A 22443-nucleotide genomic window follows, 5' to 3' on the forward strand; every position below is an offset into this window, starting at 1 on the left:
CACGCAGATGCGGCGTAGCCATAAGCAAAGCGCCGTCGGTTATGGCGTCAGGCAATACGTCGCAGCGGCGCCGCTACCGCCAGTGCCTGCGTGGCCAGATGCCTCGCTGCACGCTCGGTCGCCAGTTCGATGCGCGCCTGCAGGGCCGCACTGCTGATGTGCTCGCCCTCGAAGTCGGCCGGTGTGGCATACACCCCGATCGGCAGCGTGTGCGCCTGCAGGAAACTGAACAACGGCCGCAGCTGGTGATCGATCACCAGCGCATGTCGCTCGCTGCCGCCGGTGGCTGCCAGCAGCACCGGCGTATCCACCAGCGCCTCCAGCTCGATGAAGTCGACCAGGTGCTTGAACAAGCCGGGATACGAGCCGCGATACACCGGCGCGGCCACCACCAGCAGCTCCGCCGCTTCGATGGTCTGCAGTGCCCGTTCCACCGCCGGCTCCGCCTCGCCGCGCGACAGCGACTGGCCCAGCGAACGCGCGATCGGCGCCAGCTCCACCAGCTCCACGCTGGCATGCACCCGCTGCTGCAGCGAGTCCAGCAGATGCCGTACCAGCAACAACGTGCGCGACGTCGCCGAGCTGGTCGGCGACCCCACCAATGCAACCACCCTCAATGCAGAAGACATGAACTGCTCCCGTATGGAGCCGAGCCATGCTCGGCTGCCTTTCGCTTTTGTAGAGTCGAGCCATGCTCGACTGCTTCCCACCTCAGAACCGGTAACTGACCCGCCCGTACCAGTACGCACCCACATTGCTCAGCACATCGCCGCTGTCCCACGTGGTCTCGATGCTCGCCACATCGGTGGCACTGCGCGCGTACTCCGGCACCTTGCGGGTGCGCTTGTCGAACACGTTGTTGATGCCCAGCGCCGCACTCCAGCCCGCGCCCAGCTCCACGCCACCGGACAGGTTGGTCACCAGCACCGGCGGCTGCCTGTACTCCACGCCGTTGTTCAGGCGCTTGATCGGCCCGTAGTAGGTGAAGTCCAGATTCGAGCGCCAGCGCCCGTTCTGCCAGCCCAGTCCCGCCACCTGCGTATAGCTGGGCGTGCGGAAGCGCAGCGCGTACTCGCTGGATTTGGTCAGCAGGTTGATGTTCGGCAAACCCTGTAGTGCCGCCGGAATGTCGCTGACCTTCTGGATGGTGGTGCGGCCGACGTTGGCCGCGTAGCTCCAGCGCAGCTTGCCCCACGCCGTCTCCTGGTTCGCTTCCAGGGTCAACTCCACACCGCGCGTACGGGTGTTGCCCACGTTGGTGAAGTAGCTGGCGTAGAACGCATCACCCGGCAGGATGCTGATGCCGGCCGACCCCAGCAATGCGTCGATGGTGTTCTTCTGCGCCGCGCTCAGTACGGTACCGCTGTTGTCGGTAATGCGCGCCGGATCCTGCGCGTTGTAGCCGATCTGGCTGGACTGGCCGAGCTGGCCGCGGATGTCGATCTGATAGGCATCCACTGCCAGGTGGAACGCCGGGCTCGGGTCCCAGGTCACGCCCAGGCTGTAGTTGGTGGCCTTTTCCGGCTTCAACGGTGTGGCACCCAACGCAATCGCCGCGGGCGAAGACACCTGCGCCACCAGCGTGGTCCCGCACGGGCAACTGCCGGTGGCCTGGTAGAACTGCGCACCCAGGCTGGGCGCGTGGAAGCCATTGCTGACCGTGGCACGCACACCCAGCGCGTCGGTGAAGTCGAAGCGCGTGGTCAAGCGGCCGGTGGAGACACTGCCGAAGTCGGAGTGGTCTTCCCAGCGCGCGGCCGCATCCAGGTACCAGCGCGAGGTGATGTTGGTGGCCGCACCCACGTACACCGCCTTGCTGTTACGGGTGGCTTTCACCGCGTCCGCAGTGGAATAGCCGACGAAGGCTGCAGCGCCGAAGCCGGTATACGACTCCCATTGCCCTGCGCCGCGCTCGTACTGCTCGTGCTGATACTCGGCGCCCGCGCTCACCTCCAGCGGCGAAGCAAATGCCGCCACCTCGAAGCCACGGCGCAGGTCCAGGTTTGCGATGCCCTGCTGGTAGTCCAGCTTGCCGTCATAGAAATCAGTGGGTGAACCGGGATACGGCAGCGAGTAGTTCACCGAGTTACGCGTATAGGTGCGCACGGCGCTGCGGTTGCCGGTCAGGCTGGCGTCATAGTCCCAACCCGCGATCTGGCCTTTCACCCCGGCCGTACCGGTGTACTGCTTCTCCTTGGTTTCCAGCACCGGCAGGAAGCCATCCGGAAACACGCTCAGCACGCCGGGAGCCCTGTAAGTGGTGAAGATGGTCGCCGGCAGACGGAAATTCTGGATCGCCTGTGCAGTGCGATCGCTGGCCGTAGCATTGGCGTAGAACTGCGCGCTCTCGCCCAGGCCATGGCCCACGTTCACCGCGAAGGCCTTCAACGCATACGACGGCGAGCTGAGGATGGTGTTGGCCTCGGCATTTCGGTTGGCCTCGGCCGGATTCGGCGTGGCACCTGCTGGCAAACGATTGTTCGGCCGCAGCGCCACCAGATTGCCGCTGCCATCCACTGCCGGATAGCTCAGGTAGCCGTCGATGTAGCGACGGGTTCGGATCGCATGATGCTGGCGGGTGGTCTCGCCGGACAGGTTGACGAAGCCATCCTCGCCCCACGGCAGGCCAACGTTGGCGCGCACGCTGGTTCGCGAACCATCACCATCGGTGCTCTGCCCGCTCTCCACCGACACATCACCACCGTGCGCCTGCGACTTCAGGATCACGTTGACCACGCCGGTGATCGCGTCCGAGCCGTAGATGGCGGAGGCACCATCACGCAGCACTTCCACATGGTCGATGGCCGAGACCGGAATCAACGCCAGGTCAGCCCAGGCGTGCCCGGGGAAGCCGCCCCCATTGGCACCGCTCACATAGGCGCTGGCATTGCGGCGCTTGCCGTTGACCAGTACCAGCGTGTAGCCCGGCGACAGGTTGCGCAGCTGATAGCCGCGGATCAGGCTCTCCTGATCGCTCTGGTAGCCGCCGATCTGGCTCAGCGACGGCAGGCTGCGCTGCAGCGCTTCCAGCAGGTTGCCCTGCCCGGTAGCAGCGAGGTCCTCGGCGGAGATCACGTCGATCGGTGTGGAACTATTCTTCACCGTACGCGTGCTGGTGCGTGAACCGGTGACCACCACCGCATCCAGCGTGGAGGCCGCCACATTGGCGGTAGCTGCAGTGGTGGCAGGGTCTGCATCGGCTTCCGCCGCATGGCTGGGCGATGCAGCGAGGGCAGCGGCGATCAGGACGGCAAGAGTGCTCGGGACAGGATGGTGGGCGGCAGGCATGGGGGCTCGTGGAAGTGGGCCGGAAACACGCTTCCATTCAAGGGCCTGTTCACCTGTTGCGACAGGCGGGATCGCGTCACCCAACCGTCATATCCGGCCACCCACATGACTGCTGGTAATGACGTTAGGCGGCCTGAATACACGGGGTCAGAGCCCTTCCTCCGGAAGGGATCCGACCCCGGCCTCCAATCCCGGCCTCCATATACCCCGCAGGCATCACCTCATGCCCGCGCACCACTCTGCGTCACGCACCACCACCCGTAGCATCAGGCCATGCACAGCCCTTCCGCCGATCCCGCCGCCCCGCTCGTCGCCATCGTCGCCTGCCACGGCCAGGGGCTGTTCGAGTTCGGCTGTGCGGTCGGCCTGTTCGCACCGATACGGCCTGAACTGGGCGTGGCCTGGTACCGCACCCAGCTGTGCGCGGGCGAACCCGGCGCACTGCGCATGCTCGGCAGCGCCCAGGTGCAGCTACCCTACGATCTAAGGAGCGTCGATGACGCCGACATCATCGTCATCCCCGGTTGGCGCGAGCCCAGCGAACGTCCGCCGCAGGCCCTGCTCGATGCACTGATCCGCGCCCACGCACGCGGCGCACGCATCGCCTCGATCTGCTCCGGTGCGTTCGTGCTGGCCTGGGCCGGGCTGCTCGATGGCCGCGAGGCCACCACCCACTGGCGCCTCACCGAAGCGCTCGCGCGCGAGTTCCCACGCATCGACGTACGCGAGGATGTGCTGTACGTGGACACCGGCAGCATCATCACCTCGGCCGGCTCGGCCACCGGCATGGACATGATGCTGCACATGGTGCGCAAGGATTACGGCGCGCGCGTGGCTAATCTGGTGGCCGAGCGATTGGTGCTGGCACCTTGGCGCGATGCCGGGCGCAGCCAGCGCGTCAGCCGGGCCATCCCCAACGGCGAGCCCACGCGCCTGGCAAAACTGATGGAATGGATGCGCCGTAACCTGCGCGAGCCGCACTCGCTAGGCAGCCTCGCCGAGCAGGCCGCGCTCAGCCAGCGCACCCTGCAGCGGCAGTTCCTGGAAGCCACCGGCCTGTCGCCCATCGATTGGCTGATCCGCGAGCGCGTGGCCTTCGCGCGTGAGCTGCTGGAAACCACCGACCGGCCACTGCAGTGGATTACCGAGCAGGCCGGCTTTGGTTCGCAGGAGTCGTTCCGTCGGCACTTCCGTGGCCAGGTCGATGCCAGCCCCACCGAGTACCGCAGCCAGCATCGCAACGGCATCAGTGCGGACCGTCTGGTCGGCTGCTGAACCCCGGGTAATGCCGGCCTCTGGCCGGCAGGCAAGGCCCCCCGCCCTCTTCGTAGACGACTTTCCACGCCATCACCACCACTGCACTATAGGGGCATGCCCCGCACTGCCGACGGACCGGTGATGACCGACAGCCCCTACAGGACCTACCGCGTTGGAATCGGCGTATCGCTGCTGTTGGCGGCACTGATCGCCACGCTCTCGTTGATTGCCGTGGCCAGCCCCAACCTGGGTTGGGGCGTCGTGGCGCTGGCCACCATCGCGATCTGGGTCGGCCTCCCGCTGCTGCTGGTCCTGCTGCTGGTGTGGCTGCGCTACATGGTGCGACAGCGCGGGCAGGTGCCCGGCCGCATACACGTGCTGATGTTCGTGCCAACCGCCGCCGCCATGCTCATCATTCCACTGTGGCACGTCCTGCAAGGCAGTGTGGACAGCCTGGCCGGCGGCTCACGCGCATCCATCGCCGAGCTGCACGTCAACCTCAGCGGGCAACCCCTTTGGCTGGACACCTCGCCGTATGCATCCACCGGTTCTGGCGCTGGCCCGGACCTGCCCATGCAGGGCGAAACGCCCGAGCGCTTCCTGGCCTTCCACCGCTACCCCAACCCGCAGTCCGATGCAGACAGGGCCTTCCCGTATGAACAAGCGCGCCTGAAGCGCTCCGTCGACCACTACCGTTACGCCACACCGTCTGGAGATCGCGCCGTCACCGATGTGCCGCTGGTCCGTCGGACCTACCCTGACCTTGCGCCATTCAACGCGGCCTGGCGACGTGCGGGTACACCCGAGCTCGTGCATATCTACTACCACTATAGCGATCACGTAGAGGTCGCGCCCGCGCTCGCACGCCTCAGTGGCTTCACCACCGATGATCTGGAGCGCAGCCGCTTCGAAGGCCTGACGCTGTTCAAGATCCACAACTACGGCAGTGCGCCCATCCTGCGGATGGAAATCAATGGCCTCACACTGGACATCGGCGACGGGGCCATCGCGAACATCCCGGAAGCGCCCCGGGATTGCACGGCCTACGGCTACCCGGTCAGCCCCGCGCTGTTGCCGCTCAACCTGCCCCTGCAGGTGCGCTGGCAGACTGCAGACGCGCCGAAGCGGTGGCACAGCGCGCGCGTGCAGGTGCCCGCGTTCCGGCAGCCGCAGCCACTGCAGGGGCAATCCACATTGCAGCGCGTCCTGCTGTACATGCTGCCCGATGACGCGCTGGCCGCCGAACGCTACGCCGAGGTCTTTGACGGCGATTCGCGGCGCGGCATCAAGGCCACTGGCCTGCCAGCCAGCGCTGCCAGCTACGCCGTGTGTGGCAGCGCGAGGGCGACCTATGGCGAAGGAGCGGGTAACGTGCTGGCAGACTGATCCCCGGTGTTGCCGGCGCGTTCCCCTCCACGCTGACGCGCGCTCAGTCCTCCTGCACCAGCTTGAACTCGCGCAGCAGGCCACCAATCTGGGTCTTGTCAAGCTTGTTCATCAGCAGGTTGCGCAGGAACGCAGGCCCGGGAATATCCAGCGCCTTGCCATCGCGCAGGCGACCGGTCGCCGCCAGCAGCGAGCGCACGTCATAGGTGGAATTGAACACCTCGGGCACACCGCGCTCGATCCCAAGCAGTGTGTACACCGCTTCCATCGGTGTGCGCACCGAATACTCGGTGGTGAAGATGCAGTCGCGCTGCTTCGATTCGGCGAACTGGCCGATGAAGGCGAAGTTCACCGCGCCCTCCGGCACCACGTCCGGGCGATCACCGGCCTGGCGTGGCATGAAGAACGCGGTGATGTACGGCATCATCACCGGCACCGTCTTCGCGCCGGTCGCGGCCAATTCGTCGATTTCTTCCACCGGCACGCCCAGGTGGTACAGCCACTCACGGGTGATCTCCTCGCCGGTGCAGTCCTGCATCGGCTTCTTAACGTAGTCGCCGGGCGTATCCACGAACAGCGAATACACCCAGACCACGATCTGATCCTTGGGCTGGTTCTTGAAATGCGGCTGGCGGTTCACCGTCCAGCTCATCAACCAGCGCGAATCGCGCACACTGACGATGCCGCCGGTCACCACCTTGCCACTGAACGGGTCGCGCTTGGCGATCTTCTGGATGTAGGCCGGAATGCGTGCATCCAGCGTGGTCACCGTCGCCGATTCCCACTTGGTCTGCGGGATATGCGCGCCGAACACGTCCGGGTGGCCAAAGGCCTCGTCCTTCGCGGCAATGCGGCGCCACAGGTCCCAGGCAGGCGCCGGCCCCTCATTCAATCGCGCAGCCGTGTGGTGGTCGCCGTTGTCCGAGTTCTCGGTCAACGAACCGATCGTCATGAAAACAAGGTCATCCGCGCTCAGATCCACGCCACCGGCCACGCCCTCGCGCGTCCAGTGGATGCGCGTGGCCTGCTTGCGGCCGGCCGCCAGATCGAAGTCGACGTCGGTCACCTCGGTGCCGTACTGGAACACCACGCCGTGGTCCTGCAGCCACTTCACCAGCGGCAGCACCAGCGATTCGTACTGGTTGTACTTGGTGAACTTCAGCGCCGAGAAATCCGGCAGGCCGCCGATGTGGTGGATGAAGCGGTGCAGGTACAGCTTCATCTCCAGCGCCGAATGCCATTCCTCGAAGGCGAACATGGTGCGCCAGTACAGCCAGAAGTTGCTGTCCAGGAAGTCGCGACCCAGCACCTCGTCGATGCGCTTGTTCTCCATCTCCTGCCGGGTGGCCAGGAACAACGCGATGATGTCCTTCTGCGCCTGTTCGCTCAGGGTGAACAGGCCGTCGGTGTGCGCATCTTCGCCGCGATTGATCGTGGCACGCTGCAGCGAATAGTTCGGGTCGTCCTTGTTCAACCAGTAGAACTCGTCCAGCACACTGGCATCTTCAATCTCCAGCGACGGAATCGAGCGGAACAGATCCCACAGGCACTCGAAGTGGTCTTCCATCTCGCGGCCGCCACGGATCACGAAGCCCTTTTCAGGCACCTTCAGGCCATCCAGCGCGCCTCCGGCAATCTGCTGCTGCTCGAGAATGGTGATGCGCTCACCGGCCATGCGGCCATCGCGCACCAGGAACGCGGCGCCGGCCAGCGAGGCAAGGCCCGAACCGACGAACCAAGCCCGCTTGCCATCGACACCGGCGGGCTTGCGCGGGCGCGCGAAGGCTTCGTAGTTGCCACTGCTGTAGTACATGCGTTGCTCCTTCCTGGAGGGGGTCATCAGGAACCCGCAGTGGAATGACACAGCCATTCCATGCAGGTCATGCCCCTACTCTAGCGCCGAACCGATGTACCGTTTCCTGCACGCACGCTGTGACCGAATGACGCAGCCACGTCAGAGCTGTCGCCCCAGCAGCATGCCCGGCCAGCCATCCACATTGAACGGCGCGATGCGCGTGTAGCCGCAGGTCTCATAGAAGCGCACCAGATCACCGTTGCCACCGCCGTAGCAGTCCACGCGCAGATGGTCGAGCCCGGCAGCGCGTGCCTGCTCATCGGCAAAGGCCATCAAGCGACGGCCGATGCCGCGCACGCGGGCGTCACGCGATGCCACCAGTACCCGCACATACAGCTCCGGCACGGTGGGCGCCGGCACATAGGGCATCGATTCGCCCAGCGCCAGGAACGCGCGCACGTCACCCTGCTCGTTCTGCGCCACCCATGCACCCGGCAGCGCGCAGGCATCGGTCACCTGGGTGATCCGGCGCGGCATCGTCGACCACGGTTCGCTACCCCACTGCTGCAGGTTGCCGATCGACACGAACCATTCGATGACTTCGTCGAAGAGCATCAGCACCGCAGGGGCATCGTCTACGTTGGCGCGGCGGATGTTCAAGATTTCCTTTCCTGCTTCAGTCATGTGCGCATTCCTTTCAACGCTTCAATCAATTGCGACGAGGATGCCGGCCAGCGGCCGGCACTACCAGGGCTGGAAGTCCGTGAGCCGGATTTGACATGCAGGCATTTACCTGCCTATAGTCCACCCAAGGACGGCGCCTGCCCGCCCACCGCGAGGAACCTGCAATGGTCGATATCGCACACAGGGTCGGCATCAAGGCCCCTGCAAGCCAGGTGTACCAGGCGCTGGCAACCCCCGAAGGCGTCGCCGCCTGGTGGGCCGAAGACACCCATGGTGACCGCGTGGCCGGCGGCTCGGTCAAGGTGCGCTTCACGAACAACGGCCAGGAAATCGGCGCCATGGAAATGAAGCTGGAACAACTCATTCCAGGCGAGCTCGTGCTGTGGCGGTTCCTCGCCGGTCCCGCCGAATGGATCGGCACCCACGCGCGCTTCGTGCTGAAGCAGGAGAGCGACTACTGCATCGTCCTGTTCACCCATGACGGCTGGAAGGAACGCGTCGAGTTCACCTCCCACTGCAGTACCAAGTGGGCGGTTTTCCTGCTCAGCCTCAAAGCGCTGGTGGAATCCGGCAAGGGCCAGCCCAACCCACACGACATCAGGATCGACAACTGGAATTGAAGACGCCCCGCATGAATGCAGACAAGGTGTTCAAGGCACTGGCCGACCCCACGCGCAGGACGCTGCTGGATCTGCTCTGCGAAGACAACGGGCAGACGCTCGGCCAGCTGTGCGAGCACCTGGACATGGCCCGGCAATCGGTCACCCAGCACCTGGGCCTGCTGGAAGACGCCAACCTGATCAGCACCGTGCGCCGTGGCCGCGAGAAGCTGCACTTCATCAACCCGGTGCCGCTGCACGAGGTGTACGAACGCTGGGTACGCAAGTTCGAGCAGCAGCGCCTGAGCCTGCTGCATGACCTGAAACGAGAACTGGAAGGAGAATGACGATGTCCGCAGAGTCCACCCGCTTCATCCACGTGATCTACATCGCCTCCACGCCGCAGAAGGTGTTCGAGGCCATCACCCGCCCCGAGATCGCCAGCCGCTACTGGGGCCACGAAAACGTTTCGGACTGGAAACCCGGCTCTCGCTGGCAGCATGTGCGCGCCAACGAAACGCGCTCGGTTGAACTGGTCGGCGAAGTGGTGGAAAGCACCCCACCCTCGCGACTGGTCATCACCTGGGCCGCCGCCTCGCAGGCGGAGAACCCGGATGCCTACAGCCGCGTCACCTTCGACATCGTGCCCTACCAGGACATGGTGCGGCTGACCGTCACCCATGACGAACTGGAACCCGGCAGCGGCATGGACACCGGCATCCGCCAGGGCTGGCCGATCGTGCTGTCGAGCCTGAAGTCGTTGTTGGAGACCGGCAAGGGATTGGATGTGTTTGCGAAGCCGCAGTAAACGGCTGCGTCGGGACGACGCCGCAGGCGCCTTGGCTGCTGCGGCGTCGGAAATGCGGCCGATGCGGGTCCGCTAGCGTGCGGTCCAGCCACCATCCACCGGCAACGCCGTGCCGGTGATCTGCGCGGCGGCGTCCGAGGCCAGGAACACCACCATCTCGCCCAGCTGTTCGGGCGTCACGAACTGCAACGAAGGCTGCTTTTCGGCCAACAGCGCGCGCGCGGCGGACTCTTGATCCGTGCCTTCGCGCTCCGCCAACGCAGTGATCTGTTGCTCAACCAGTGCGGTTCGCACCCAACCTGGGCAGATCGCGTTGGCGGTAATGCCAGTGCCCGCATTCTCCAGCGCGGTCACCTTGGTGAATCCCACCACGCCGTGCTTGGCCGCCACGTAGGCCGACTTGTTCACCGAGCCCACCAACCCGTGCACGGATGCGATGTTGATGATGCGGCCGGCGCCCTGCTGCTTCATGTGGGGCAAGGCCGCCGCCGTGGAATGAAACACCGCCGAGAGATTCAGCGCCAGGATCGCATCCCACTTCTCGACCGGAAACTCCTCGATCGACGCGGTGTGCTGGATGCCGGCATTGTTCACCAGGATGTCGATGCGGCCCATCGTCGCGACGGCGCGATCGATCATTCCGCGCACCGCCTCGCCACGGGACAGGTCGGCACCGTCATGCGCCACCCGCACGCCGAACTCGGCTTCCAGGTCGGAACGGATGCGTTCGATCTCCGCTGCATCGCCGAATCCGTTCAACACGATATCGGCGCCTCGCCGCGCCAACGCTGTGGCGATGCCAAGACCGATACCGCTTGTGGAGCCGGTAACCACCGCGACCTTTCCACTGAACATGGGCGAGCTTCCATCGGGCACAGGCAGCCAGTGTAGTCCTCTAGATCCACTCCACGCGCGGATCAGTAGATCCACGCCATCCGTGGATGCCCCCTCTCGGCAGACTTTCACATTGCCCCTATAGTCACCCCAATCCACCCATGGATGGCCCGATGAACCCCTGCAAGGCCCTGCTGCCCGCCGTTGTTGTCGCACTGCTCGCCCCTGCCATCAGCCAGGCCGCGCCGCCTGCTCAAGACGCCACACCGCTCACCACCGGCAGCGTGCGGGTGGATATAGCGACCGGCCGCGTGGAAGGCAACGTCTGCGTATCCAGCCGACCTGCCGAATCGATGGGCTCGTTCGTGCTCAACGCCGGCCTGAATGTCGCACGGGTCACCGATGGCAATGGCGCGCCGCTGGACTTCGAAGGCTGGTACGACCCCGGCGTGGATGGCGAAGCACGCGTGTACACCGTGGCCAAGCCACCCGCCACGCTCTGCGTGCAGTATGTGGGCACCTTCCCGGTCTACGCCCGGCACGATGCCCCGACCGACTTCAAGGGCCTGATGGCCTTCAACGGCGACAGCGCCCGCTTCACCGAACAGTCCGCGTGGCTACCGCAGGCGTTCGAACCCAAGGTGCGCGTGCGCAGCAGCGAAAGCCGCTACGACCTGCAGGTGGACTGCAGCGGCTGCCGGTTCCTGTATCTCAACGGCAGCCCGGCCATTGAAGGCGCGCAGGGGCGATTCCGCAGCGACAACTCGCGGCCGATCCTGCTGTTCGGCGGCAGCGGCCCGATCACCCGCACTGCGCAGGTCACGATCCTCAATGAGACCCTGCCCGCGGCCAAGGTCGAGGCACTGTCCAGCACGGTGCAGAAGATAGCCGACGTGCACAGCCGCTATATGGGCGTGCCGCTGGCCGACCGCCCCACCTTCCTGCGCATGGTCACCCTCAACCAGATCGAGCGCGACCGCGAGGGCAGCGAATGGGGCTTTGCCACCTGGCCGACCATCGCCATGAGCGGCAGCATCGGCAACGTGGCCGATTCATTGCTGGCCGGTGGCGAGAACGCCGAGCGGCGTGTGCAGTACATCGCACACGAAATGGGCCACTACTACTTCGGCACGCTGAACCGTCCGCAGGGCCCCTACTTCTGGGTGCTGCTGGAATCCAGCGCGGAATTCCTGTCGATCAAGGCGCTGCGCGAGATCAGTGGCGATGCCGCGGCGGATCGCTACATTGCGCGACTGCAATCGGCCGTCGATAAGCAGGAGAAGCCGCTGCCCGCGTTCGATGCCATCGACGGCAACTCGGACCTGGGCGAGATGTATCGCTATGTCTATGCCCCTTTGCTGCTGCTCTCGTTGGAGAAACAGTTGGGCGAAGCGAAGATGCAGGCCTTCATGCGCGGGCTGCTGGCCGCGCCTTCGCCGAGGAACTGGGCGGAGCTGCAAGGCATTGCGATGAAGGCCGGCATCGATGCCAAGGCTTGGCAGCAATGGCAGCTCAGCTGTGTAGCAGTTGGCAAACCGAGGTGTCAGTAGATCTACGCCATGCACGGTCTGGCCCAGCTCGGACCTCCGCCGAGCCAAGGCCTATGCAGAACCCATGGCCTGTCGATAAGTGCCGATCAAGCCGCTGTCGACAGTGCGCTGCGAATCAGCGCGGCCCAAGCACCTCGGAAAGCGCCCCCTGCTGCGGCATTCCGTTGTACTTCTTGAGAACACCTTGACCATCGCGGATAACAATGCCAGGCGTTCCGCGGAACCCCAGCGTCAGCATGAGCATCTGATGATCTTCCAGGGTCTTGCTTACGTCGGCGGGAATGCTTTTGGCCGGTGTAATGCCGCCTCGCTCGAACGTGTGCTCGTTCTCCAGCAGTGCGGCAGAGCGGTTGGGAGCGCCAAGGATCGCTGCTGCCTTGTTGGGGCTGTCTTCGCTGATGATCCCAACCAAGATGTGCCGAAGCTGGACCTTGCCGGCGTCCACCCACGGCCGCGCCGCATCCCAGAAGCGATGACAGTAGGGACAGTTGGGATCACTGAAGGTATAAATCACCCGCGGCGCGTCAGCTTTTCCGTCAAGCACCCAGGTGGAGGACTCCAACTGCGCCCAGGTACGTTCCGCCATTGGTTTGGCCACCAGCTCCTGCAGGGTGGGATCATCGATGCGGTTGCCCTTGGCATCCAACCGTGTGCCAACGATGACATTGCCATCCCTGGTGAGGTAGGCCGCGACTGGCTGATCGCCCGCGACCGCAGCGAAGGCACGCACCTCCGCCCCTGCATCAAATTCCTTCACGATGGAAAGCCCCTGGCCTTTCAGCGCGGTGATGGCCGGTGGTTCGTCGGCGGTCCCCGCCTGGCTGCAACCCGCCGTCAACAGAAGACACACTCCGAGGGATGCACGACGACTCGAAGGATTTGCAAACATGGTGCTGTTACTCCCGATCTGTGGTGTTTGAAGATTTCTGCGCAAATCGACGCATGAGGGTGTTCTTGAGACTTGCCATCGTCAGTTCGCCCATGTGCGTATCCACCAGACGCCCCTCGCTGTCGAAGAAGAGAGTGGTAGGCAGGCCGCGCGCGCCCATCACGCGCATCGTGTCCGATGCCGGGTCACGCAGAACATGGTCCAGGTTCAACCCCTCACGTTCGAGGAAACTCTGGATGACCGTCGCTCGCTCGCCCTGATTGACCATGACGAATGCAGTTTCCGGATAGAGCGATTGCGCTTGCTCCAGCACCGGCATTTCACGACGGCACGGAGGACACCATGTCGCCCACAAATTGACGACGACAGGCCGGCCCACATACGCGTCCAAGCTCACCGGACGGTCATCGAGCATCACCAACGGGTCGCTCGGCAAGGGCGGTGCCGAGCGCTGCAGCAGGACGAGTACGCCACCGGCCGCCGCCCACGCAAGGACACCGGCCAGCACACCCGCAGAAACAGGTACCCGCAGTGCTCGTGCCGATCGCGTGCGCCAGGCGATAAACAACAGCGCGCCGAGCGTGCCGATCCACCAGGAAAATCCACCGTCACCGATCGCAATCATCGACCAAGGCGCCTGCGTGTATTCCTTCCACCACCTCGCGATGTACGCCAGCCGCGCAACCAGCAGCCCCACGAGCAGAGCATCGAACAACAGGCTGCCAGCCGCTTTGTGGGGCGAATCGGGCAGTCGGCGTGCCCACATCCGTGCCACCCACCAAGCCAGCAGCGCAGAAAGCACGAAGATCACCATGTCGATGGAGAACGGCCCGATGCCGATCATGGTGCCCCCGCCCGATCGAGGCGAGCCATGAAATCATCCGCATCGACTTCACCGACAACGCGCTGCGCCCTGCGCTCCCGTCCATCCGGCCCCACCAGGATGATCGTGGGAGGCCCTTGCACCTGCCATCGCTTCAGCAAGGCCTGGTCCTGCTCATCGTTACGCGTCACATCCGGGCGCACGACCTGCATGCCGGCCAGGCGAGAAGAGACCTCAGGATGCCCGAATACCTCGCGCTCGATCACGTGGCAACTGACGCACCAGTCGGCATAGAAGTCGATCAGTGTCCATTGACCGCGTGCACCGGCCTCGGCGATTCGAACATCCACGTCCTCAATGGACTTGGCCTGCACATAGGCCACACTGCCGGTGCCGGGCATGCTTGCTGCTGTTCGCAGATGCGCCAGCGGCTGCAAGCTGGATTCCCCACCGGCTGCTGCACCCACAAGCATCAGCACAGACCACAGGCCCGCAAAGGCCGCAACGGATCGCAGCGCCCACGCCAGGCGACGCCTCGCTGCCACGGCCTGGCCCCACGCGATCAGTCCAATCGCGATCGAGAGTATCCACATGCCCCAGAGCAACAGCCCCATCGTGCCGGACAGGAACCGGGACAACATCATCACTGCCATGCCAACCATGACGTAGCCGAAGACCACTCGCACGGTCTCCATCCATGCACCGGGCCGCGGAAGAACGCGTGCCCCGAACACGGCGATGGCCAGTAGAGGCAAACCCATTCCAAGCCCGAGGGCGAACAACGCAAGCCCACCGTACAGCGCGCTGCCGGTCTGGCCGATGTAGAGCAGCGCGCCCGCCAATGGCGCGGTCATGCACGGCCCGACCAGCAATGCCGAGAGGAAGCCCAGTGCAGCAGCACCTGCAACGCGCCCGCCGGCACGCTCCTGGCCGGAAGCGCCGATGCGGTTGACCAGGGCCGAAGGCAGGCGCAGCTCGAACAGGCCAAACAGCGAACTTGCCAGGATGAGGAACAGCGCGGCAAAGGCCCCGAGCAACCAAGGCGACTGCAACATCGCCTGCAGATTGGCCCCTGCCAACCCGGCGGCAACCCCGACGGCCGCATAGGTTCCCGCCATCGCCAGCACATACGTCAAGGACAGCAGGAACGCGCGTCGCGGCCCCGCCTGGTTGCCGACGACCAGTGTGGAGACGATGGGGATCATCGGCAACGTGCAGGGCGTGAACGCCAGCAGCAGGCCGAAACCAAAGAAGAGCAGCACCCCGGTGACCGGCCCCAGCGTCGAGAGCTTCTCGGCCGCCGCCTGATCCTCCGCCATTTCTACTGCGACACCGGCATCAGACGTTGCAGGAGCCGGCTTCGGCACGGGGGGCGCCTGTGCTGCGCCCGCCTGCGGCGAAGGCGCCGCATCATCGATTGCGGGCAATGCCGGACGATCAACGGACGCAGCCACCGGGGAAGGAGCACGTGCGCCTGCTGCGGGCGGTGCTGGCGCGTCCCGCACTATCGGCAGTGTTACCTGCATTTTCTGTGGCGGATAGCAGATGCCACCGTCCGCGCAACCTTGCCAATGCAACGTCAGTGGGCCAGGGGCCGTCGTGGGCCAACGCAGGCGAAGGTCACTTCCCGTATAGATCTGCGTATCGCCGAAGAACTCATCATGCTTCGGTTGGCCGGCGGGAAGATCCAGGTCGATCCAACTCCCGCGCGCGTCGACCAACCTGATCGAGTGGCGGTAGACGTAGTAGCCGTCGGCAACATGCCCGGCTGCCGACATCCTGGGGCCCTGCTCTTGAACCGCACCCAGCCTGAACACGTCGGCGGCTTCAAGAAACTCCGGATTGCTGTTGCCCCAGGAAGGAAGAAAAGCACTCGCCGCCGCGCTGCCGATCACGCCCCAGCACAGCAGAAAGGCCAACAATACGCGCCAATACAAAGTCAAATCAGAACCCTCCAGGCAAACTCGGCTGAAGGATGCACCTGTCCGATTAAGCGAGACTAAAGCGTTGTGGATACACGTTTTTTCACTGACGACACGCTCATTTCTGGCCTAACATGCCCTCATGATGGTGAAATGCTGAGGCGGACATGCGCGTGTTGCTGGTGGAAGATGATCAGCTGATTGGCAAGGGCATCGTGGCTGGCCTGCGCAAGCACGGCATCGCCGTTCGCCATGTCACCACGGCCCAGGACGCAGAAGCCAGCCACAGGGAAGACACCTTTCATGCGCTGGTGCTTGATCTTGGTCTTCCCGATCGTGACGGCATGGACCTTCTCGCCAGCGTCCGCGTCTTCGAGCCCCAGCTTCCCGTTCTGATCCTCACCGCGCGCGATGCGATCGACCACAAGCTGAAAGGCCTGCATGCCGGTGCAGACGACTACATGATCAAGCCATTCGATCTTCGCGAGCTTGCAGCCAGGCTGCATGCACTGGTCAGGCGGACCCAGGGCCGGGCTGCGCAGGCGATCGTGGCCGGCCCCCTGCGCCTGGAACCGGAGAGTGGTTTGGCCTGGTTCAATGAAGCGTCAGTCACGCTGTCCCGTCGAGAGATCGATCTTCTGGCACACCTGGCCAGCACCGATGGGCGCTGGGTTTCGGCCAACCTTCTGAATGAGCGCCTGTATGGCTTGAACGAAGACGGCAGCAGCAACGCCCTCAACGTGCATATCCACAACATCCGCCGAAAGTTGGGAGCCACTGCAATCGAGACGGCACGTGGTCTTGGCTATCGCCTGGGATGGAGACCCACACCATGAGCCTGCGCCTTCGAGCAGTACTGATTACCGGTCTGTCGCTGCTTCTGCTGTGGGCAACCGCTGCCACCCTGATGATGCGTGGTGTTCACTCGAACCTTGATCGAACCCTCGATGGGCGGCTGGCCATGTCAGCGCGCATGGTCGCGGGCCTTCTGGAGCAGGCACCGCTGGCGCCAAGCTCGGCAACATCGGATTTCAGCGAGTCCGTCCGCCTCATCGGCAAGGACGGCATCGCATGCGATATACGGCCCCTGCGCGGAGACGTTCTGGCTCGAACGGCCAACGGGCCCCATTCGGAGTTCGAGTCGTTGCCGGCAGGCTTCAGCACACGAGATGTCATGGGACAGAAGTGGAGGGTCTATGTGCTTCGCACCAATGGCTATCAGATCACGACAGCAGACCGCATCGAACAACGCGACACGCTGATCAATGAACTGCTCGCTGCCGCCGGCCTGCCGTTCCTCGTTGCGCTTCTGGGTGGCCTTGCGGCGCTCTGGATTGGCATCGGACGGGGTCTGGCCCCGCTGAAGACGCTGTCCCAGCAACTGCGTGCCAAGCACGCGGACGACACTTCACCAATCTCGTTGAGCCCTGCCCCCTCTGAGTTGCATCCGGTTCTGGGTGCCATGAATGGGCTTCTCAAACGCCTGGCCCGGACGCTGTCCAGCCAGCGGGCATTCACCGACGCAGTAGCGCACGAACTGCGAACACCGTTGACAGTGATCGACACGCATCTGCAGGTCGCCCAGATAAGCGATGGCGAAGACGTAGTGAGCTCGCTCGCCAGTGCAGAGGAAGGCGTGAAGCGCCTGCGGCGAACACTGGATCAGATGATGACGCTGGTGCGCACGGAGGCATCCACCAGCGAGGGAGACGAATGCGCTTCGGTCATGGACGTGGTCAACGGCGTCGCCAGCCATGCTGCAGGTGACTCCCGTACGCGACTGACCATCCAATCCAAGGGGATCGATGCAGGCAGCGCCATTCCACGGTCGATGCTGGAAGTTGCACTCCGCAATCTGGTGGACAACGCCCTGCGATACTCACCACAGGGCAGCAGCGTCGAACTGCGGGTGGATTTCAATGGCACCGCTGGCTTCTGCCGGCTACAGGTAGCCGATCGTGGCCCTGGCTTGAGCGCCGAGCACGCCAAGCAGATCGGGCAACGCTTCTGGCGCGGCGATCAGGGGCGGCAGCACAGCGATGGCGCAGGACTGGGCATTTCCATTGTCCTGGCCATCGTCGAACGCTTCGGAGGACGGCTGGACATGAAGCCTGGCGAGGATGGTGGGCTGATCGCCGAGCTTCTTGTCCCGCTGCGCTGAGCCTGTTCTGTTCAAGGGCTGGTGCCAGCATTGGCATGCATGCGATGAACGTGCCTGGTGACATCATAGGCTCACCTGGCGCGCCCCATTACTTCCAATGATCCGGCCCCAGGAACGGCAGGCTCAACACAAACACCGGAACCGCCACAGGAATCAACGCAGCGCCCAGCACCTTGCCGGCCGCCGTCCCCACACCCGGCTTGCCCTCCCTCTCCGGCAGGATCCGCTGCGCCCGCGCACTGATCGGCTGCGCCAGCTTCCCCTTCTCCGCCAACGCAGCAGCGTCCGGCAACTTCACCCGCTCGCCGTCGCCCTCGAACAGCGCGCTGTAGTAGCTGCCGCCCTTCTTTGAAAGATTGCAGGCCCGATCAAACGCCAGCGCATAACGGCTCCGGTCCTGCGGCAGGTAGTAGCGCGCACGCTCATCCACATACTTCGCCTCGCGCGGGAGCACCTCAATCCGCTCCAGCTTGAACTGCGCGGCCTGTTCCGGCGTCACCTGCTCCGGCCGCAGCAGCAGCGCATAGCTGCCGTGCACCTTGGCCTTGTTGGCCGGGTCGCGCCAGTCCTCATGGAAGTACATCTGCGCGCAGGCCACCGCCTCGCGCAGCGGGCTGTCCATCAGCGCGCGGTACTCGCGGAACGGTGCAGCATTGAAGCGCATCGGTTCTTCAAAGCGTGGCAGCAGGTACAGCTGGCCATCGTCGGCCACGAACGCACCGGTGATTTCGCGGCTTGAGGCGTGCTCCTCCGGGCCACTGGCGCAGCCAGACAGCAGGCCAAAGCACAGGGCGGAGAGAATGAAGAAGGACGTTCGCATGTCGTGTTCGAGGGCTTCCCTGGGAAAACGGCCCCGCCCGGAAGGACGAAGCCAGTCCGCCATGGTGCCACGGCACCGCATGCGATGCAGAGCCCGCCCTACTTCAACCGCTCCACCAACCGCTGCCCCACCTCCAACGCCGAAGCCGGGTTCTGCCCGGTAATCAGCTCGCGGTCCACCACGACATGCCCGGTCCACGGCGTGGCATTGCTGCTGAACTTCGCACCCGCCCGCTGCAACGCCGTCTGCGGGTAGAACTTCATCTCACCGCCATCCAGCAGCGGCTTGGCCTGCTCTTCCTCCTGGTTGCTGATCACCGTCATCTGGTAGCCGCTGTAGATCCACTTCGGCGTGGCCGGCGTCGCGCCCGCCTCCAGCTTTGCCACGAAACCCGCGGCATCCGGCAGCGTGGACAGCAGCGCGATCGGCCCGTGGCAGACCAGCGCAGTAGTCTTGTTGCGCTGGTGGAAGTCGGCCAGCAGCCGGCCCAGCGCCGGGCTCTTCAGCAGGTCCTGCATCGGCGCGTGGCCACCGGGAATGTAGACCGCATCGAAACGCGCGTAGCCCTGCTGCTCGACGCGCGCCAGGCTGACCACCGGCGAGGTCGTCGGCGAGGTCAGCGCCAGCTTCTCCAGCAGATTCTTGTGCAGCATCAGCTGCGCGGCATCGTTGCCGAAGTACGCCGGCGTCACCGAGGACGCATCCACCGTCGGCGCCCGCCCCTGCGGCGTGGCGAAGGTCACCTCGTGGCCCGCATCCAGCAGCAGCTTGACCGGCTGCATCAGCTCGTTGAGATAGAAGCCGGTGGACAGCACCTTGCCGTCCTTCAGGTCCAGGTGGTTTTCATCGGACAGCACCACCAGCACGTTGGCGGCATGCGCGCCGCTGGCGGCCAGGGTCAGGGCCAGCGCTGCGGCCAGCCGGGTCATCAGGTTCATGGGGAGCTCCTATCGGGGAGTGGGCGCCACTTTATTCATCGCCCCAGCGGCGATAAATTGGCCCTATCGCAAAACATCTGTTCCACGGAGAGCCAAATGAGCCGCAAGTTCGACTACCTGGGCGATGTGGAAGTGTTCCTGGCGGTGGTCGAGCACGGCTCGTTCACCGCCGGCGCGGTGGCGCTGTCCACCACGCCCTCGGTGCTGAGCCGCGCGATCACCCGCCTCGAAGCGCGGCTAGGCCGGCAGCTGCTGCAGCGGACCACCCGCCGCGTGGGCCTGACCGACGCCGGGCGGCTCTATCTGGAACAGGTGCGCACCGCCTTTGGCCTGCTGGACGACGCCGAGCGCGACGTTCTGGCCCAGGACGGTGCGCTGGCCGGCCGCGTGCGCTTGAGCGTGCCCACCACCTATGGCCACTACCGGCTGCCGCCTGTGCTGGCGCGCTTTGCGCAGCAGTACCCGCAGGTGCAGGTGGAACTGAACATCACCAACCGCAACGTGGACCTGGTGGCCGAAGGCTTCGACCTGGCCATCCGCCTGGGCCAGCTGCCGGACAGCGGGCTGGTGGGGCGAAAGCTGGAAGACGCGCCGCTGTTGCTGGTGGCCGCACCGGACTACCTGCAACGCCGCGGCACGCCGCAGACGCTGGACGACCTGCAGCAGCATCTGTGCCTGCCGTTCGTGATGCCGCGTACCGGGCGGTTGGCGCCTTGGATCTTCCGCGACGGCGGGCGCGACGTGGACTGGCTGCCGCGTTCGTCCATCGAGACCTCCGACGATGTACTGGGCGTGGTGTCGCTGGCCGAACAGGGCATCGGCATCTGCCAGAGCTACGAGTTCATCGTGCGCGAGCGATTGCAGCGTGGGCAGTTGGTGGAAGTGCTGCCGCAGCTGCGGGGGAGATCGCGGCCGTTCTCGGTGATCTATGCGCCGCATCGGCGGCAATCGGCTGCGGCGCGGGCGATGATTGAGTTGCTGGTGGGGAATGCGGCTGAGGCTGGCGTTGATTAATGGTGCGAGGTTCGCTGGCGGTGTCGGGTTTGAACCGCTTTTCGGGATGTGCGGCTGATCGCGTGCCGTTGCTTGGCGAGGTGGACTAAGAACTGTTGCAAAGAAGGCTGTCGCGCTATTCGCTTGTGGCATGGGCGATTGCGCCACCTTGATTCGCAATCGACAGGGCGGCTGCGCGAATGCGTCTACTGGCGTCGCGTGCTGCACAAATGGTGCGTGCAACAATAGTTCTCCGCTCTCGAATTCCGCGATTCCTTCGCGAATTTCTATTGGCATTCGAAGCGGCGGCGTAAACACCATGACGCGCCACCGATACCGGGTGGCCGGGCGTGCAAACCCGAGACGCAGAGTGAATACGCTTGCCAGTCGGCACCGTCCTTGAGGCGGTGCCGACTGGCAAACCGTCGGCCTATATGGCGGACGGTGCGTGGGGGTCTTCGGGCCCGCCGGTCACTCCTCTGCGTCCCGGTTTGCAACCCGCACCGTCCGCCACCCTCTTCGCGGTGGCGCTGTTAAGCACAGCCACGGAAGCCGACGCCATGAATGAATCCGACACCTTCTCTTCGTACACCGTTGTTGAGCCCATCAACGACGACACTCCCCTGCCCGACCTGAACTCCCTGCTCGGCATCCTCAAGCGCATGCGCGGCTGCGAGGGCGCCGATGGACTGCCTTGGCCGGAGAACGACGTCTCACCCGGGCGCCGCGTGAGCCTGGCGAAGACCGAGCGCGCGTTGGTCGGGCTGCTGACGGTGCTGGAGGTGCTGCACTCGGCGGACCGCTGCCGGGTGGCAGCGGAGCCAGAGCGGCATTTGGATGAGGGGGTGGTTGATGGGTTGTTTTTGGCTTGCCGGGGGTTGGCTGAGTGGGCTTGTCGGGAGGTTAGGCCGGAGTGATTTCCCTTGGCAGCGTAGATGCCTGCTAACGAACCCATTGTCTACTTCAGGCTACGAGCGGGCGTTCGCAACTCCAAAATCAAGCAGAACTGAAACCCGAATCCGCGTTTAACGAACTCTTTGGCTTCATTTCCTTTATTCACCAGAATAGTTCGCCAAGTCTACAAATGACTCGCGCTCTCTAAAAATGTCATCGAATAGAACTTGTAGGCGCGAGTCGATACTGGGCTGCGAAAAACTATCGTCAAGGTCCACTACTGCAAAAGTGAACGGATCTTGACCGTAGTGAATCCGTGCCTGAGTAATCTGACGCATCCACCGACGAATAGCACTACTGTCAAGCACCTTGGGCGTTCAGGAAAATGCCGGGCGCGACATTGACACGATCCGCAACGCATGCCGCTCACTGCTACCAAATCGATCCTGCAGCCACCTCACCCAAGCACGCTTCTGAGCAGGCATAGGAGCTTCTTTATGACCATCGACTGCAGCATCACCTTATCCAGGCTCAGGTCGGCCACCAATTGCTTGAGCTTGCGGTGTTCCTCATCCAACAATCGCAGCCACACGTAGTACGTCGCATCCGCAATGCCAATCTTGTGGCACACCGATCGCCATGCCCAGCGCCACCCGCTTGAGCGCGTGGGCAATCTGCTCACCGGCAAATCGGGGTTTCTTCATCGCCTGATTCCCTGTGATCCACAGGGTTCATGCTGGGCGAAGTCTCAGCTCTACGCTGGCCCGGTTCTTCCGGGCTGGGTCACTAGCGCGGACGATGG

At 64.3% G+C, this 22443-nt stretch carries 21 protein-coding genes; 10 read left to right on the forward strand and 11 right to left on the reverse strand.

Going from position 1 to position 22443, the window contains the following annotated elements; genetic code table 11:
- Positions 1–47 precede the first annotated feature (47 nt).
- Both msuE and AC5O77_RS06830 read right to left on the reverse strand, forming a co-directional pair.
- Positions 48–629 carry an FMN reductase gene (gene msuE, locus AC5O77_RS06825; RefSeq protein WP_494506610.1) on the reverse strand — a complete coding sequence of 194 codons (582 nt, stop codon included), beginning with the start codon at positions 627–629 and terminating at the stop codon, positions 48–50.
- 82 nt (positions 630–711) lie between these two features.
- Positions 712–3288: a TonB-dependent receptor plug domain-containing protein gene (locus AC5O77_RS06830; protein WP_494506611.1), complete on the reverse strand. Its 2577-nt coding sequence runs from the start codon at positions 3286–3288 to the stop codon at positions 712–714.
- A 273-nt stretch (positions 3289–3561) separates the two neighbouring features.
- Here AC5O77_RS06830 and AC5O77_RS06835 point away from each other — a divergent pair, with 273 nt between their 5' ends.
- Together AC5O77_RS06835 and AC5O77_RS06840 are read left to right on the forward strand one after the other, a co-directional pair.
- Positions 3562–4563 carry a helix-turn-helix domain-containing protein gene (locus AC5O77_RS06835; protein WP_494506612.1) on the forward strand — a complete coding sequence of 334 codons (1002 nt, stop codon included), beginning with the start codon at positions 3562–3564 and terminating at the stop codon, positions 4561–4563.
- Between the two features lie 96 nt (positions 4564–4659).
- On the forward strand, positions 4660–5931 hold the full coding sequence (locus tag AC5O77_RS06840; protein ID WP_494506613.1) for a hypothetical protein: 1272 nt from the start codon (positions 4660–4662) through the stop codon (positions 5929–5931).
- Positions 5932–5974: 43 nt separating this feature from the next.
- On the opposite strand, the gene AC5O77_RS06845 is transcribed toward AC5O77_RS06840, so the two are convergent.
- Both AC5O77_RS06845 and AC5O77_RS06850 read right to left on the reverse strand, forming a co-directional pair.
- Positions 5975–7744 (reverse strand): oleate hydratase, encoded by a 1770-nt coding sequence (locus AC5O77_RS06845; protein ID WP_494506614.1) that lies wholly within the window; start codon positions 7742–7744, stop codon positions 5975–5977.
- A gap of 141 nt (positions 7745–7885) precedes the next feature.
- Positions 7886–8410 (reverse strand): GNAT family N-acetyltransferase, encoded by a 525-nt coding sequence (locus tag AC5O77_RS06850; protein WP_317217118.1) that lies wholly within the window; start codon positions 8408–8410, stop codon positions 7886–7888.
- Positions 8411–8574: 164 nt separating this feature from the next.
- On the opposite strand from AC5O77_RS06850, the gene AC5O77_RS06855 reads away from it, so the two are divergent.
- The 3 genes from AC5O77_RS06855 to AC5O77_RS06865 are packed head-to-tail and all read left to right on the forward strand — an operon-like array spanning position 8575 to position 9817.
- On the forward strand, positions 8575–9030 hold the full coding sequence (locus AC5O77_RS06855) for an SRPBCC family protein (protein WP_494506615.1): 456 nt from the start codon (positions 8575–8577) through the stop codon (positions 9028–9030).
- Between the two features lie 11 nt (positions 9031–9041).
- Positions 9042–9356, forward strand: coding sequence for an ArsR/SmtB family transcription factor (locus AC5O77_RS06860; protein WP_005416268.1), 315 nt, complete (start codon positions 9042–9044; stop codon positions 9354–9356).
- A gap of 2 nt (positions 9357–9358) precedes the next feature.
- The gene (locus AC5O77_RS06865) at positions 9359–9817 is read left to right on the forward strand and encodes an SRPBCC family protein (RefSeq protein WP_032129304.1); all 459 of its coding nucleotides are present in this window, start codon (positions 9359–9361) and stop codon (positions 9815–9817) included.
- A 72-nt stretch (positions 9818–9889) separates the two neighbouring features.
- Here AC5O77_RS06865 and AC5O77_RS06870 read toward each other — a convergent pair whose 3' ends face one another.
- Complete coding sequence (locus AC5O77_RS06870) at positions 9890–10672, reverse strand: 3-hydroxybutyrate dehydrogenase (protein WP_494506631.1); 783 nt, start codon at positions 10670–10672, stop codon at positions 9890–9892.
- A 152-nt stretch (positions 10673–10824) separates the two neighbouring features.
- Here AC5O77_RS06870 and AC5O77_RS06875 point away from each other — a divergent pair, with 152 nt between their 5' ends.
- Positions 10825–12201, forward strand: a complete 1377-nt coding sequence (locus AC5O77_RS06875) for a M1 aminopeptidase family protein (RefSeq protein ID WP_494506616.1) — start codon at positions 10825–10827, stop codon at positions 12199–12201.
- Between the two features lie 115 nt (positions 12202–12316).
- Here the strand turns inward: AC5O77_RS06875 and dsbG are convergent, their stop codons facing one another.
- From dsbG to dsbD, 3 genes are read right to left on the reverse strand one after another with little or no spacing between them, the layout of a single operon-like run.
- Positions 12317–13090 (reverse strand): thiol:disulfide interchange protein DsbG, encoded by a 774-nt coding sequence (gene dsbG / locus AC5O77_RS06880; protein WP_494506617.1) that lies wholly within the window; start codon positions 13088–13090, stop codon positions 12317–12319.
- A gap of 7 nt (positions 13091–13097) precedes the next feature.
- On the reverse strand, positions 13098–13934 hold the full coding sequence (locus AC5O77_RS06885) for a prolipoprotein diacylglyceryl transferase family protein (RefSeq protein WP_494506618.1): 837 nt from the start codon (positions 13932–13934) through the stop codon (positions 13098–13100).
- On the reverse strand, positions 13931–15832 hold the full coding sequence (gene dsbD, locus AC5O77_RS06890; RefSeq protein ID WP_494506619.1) for a protein-disulfide reductase DsbD: 1902 nt from the start codon (positions 15830–15832) through the stop codon (positions 13931–13933). The genes AC5O77_RS06885 and dsbD overlap by 4 nt, the downstream gene beginning before the upstream one ends.
- Before the next feature lie 170 nt (positions 15833–16002).
- Here dsbD and AC5O77_RS06895 point away from each other — a divergent pair, with 170 nt between their 5' ends.
- Together AC5O77_RS06895 and AC5O77_RS06900 are read left to right on the forward strand one after the other, a co-directional pair.
- Positions 16003–16671: a response regulator gene (locus AC5O77_RS06895; protein WP_293795139.1), complete on the forward strand. Its 669-nt coding sequence runs from the start codon at positions 16003–16005 to the stop codon at positions 16669–16671.
- Entirely contained in the window at positions 16668–17996 is a 1329-nt protein-coding gene (locus AC5O77_RS06900) for an ATP-binding protein (protein WP_448122843.1), read from the forward strand. Before AC5O77_RS06895 ends, AC5O77_RS06900 begins: the two co-directional genes overlap by 4 nt.
- 88 nt (positions 17997–18084) lie before the next feature.
- On the opposite strand, the gene AC5O77_RS06905 is transcribed toward AC5O77_RS06900, so the two are convergent.
- Together AC5O77_RS06905 and AC5O77_RS06910 are read right to left on the reverse strand one after the other, a co-directional pair.
- The gene (locus AC5O77_RS06905) at positions 18085–18816 is read right to left on the reverse strand and encodes a hypothetical protein (protein ID WP_494506620.1); all 732 of its coding nucleotides are present in this window, start codon (positions 18814–18816) and stop codon (positions 18085–18087) included.
- 98 nt (positions 18817–18914) lie between these two features.
- On the reverse strand, positions 18915–19754 hold the full coding sequence (locus AC5O77_RS06910) for a type 1 glutamine amidotransferase domain-containing protein (RefSeq protein WP_494506621.1): 840 nt from the start codon (positions 19752–19754) through the stop codon (positions 18915–18917).
- A gap of 96 nt (positions 19755–19850) precedes the next feature.
- Between AC5O77_RS06910 and AC5O77_RS06915 the strand changes: the two genes are divergently transcribed.
- Both AC5O77_RS06915 and AC5O77_RS06920 read left to right on the forward strand, forming a co-directional pair.
- Positions 19851–20768, forward strand: coding sequence for a LysR family transcriptional regulator (locus AC5O77_RS06915; protein ID WP_494506622.1), 918 nt, complete (start codon positions 19851–19853; stop codon positions 20766–20768).
- Between the two features lie 539 nt (positions 20769–21307).
- Positions 21308–21664: a hypothetical protein gene (locus AC5O77_RS06920; protein ID WP_285311446.1), complete on the forward strand. Its 357-nt coding sequence runs from the start codon at positions 21308–21310 to the stop codon at positions 21662–21664.
- 434 nt (positions 21665–22098) lie between these two features.
- Here AC5O77_RS06920 and AC5O77_RS06925 read toward each other — a convergent pair whose 3' ends face one another.
- Complete coding sequence (locus AC5O77_RS06925; RefSeq protein WP_494506623.1) at positions 22099–22323, reverse strand: hypothetical protein; 225 nt, start codon at positions 22321–22323, stop codon at positions 22099–22101.
- Between the last annotated feature and the right edge of the window lie 120 nt (positions 22324–22443).

The sequence above is a fragment of the Stenotrophomonas sp. INTA L402-1 genome (genome assembly GCF_059295135.1).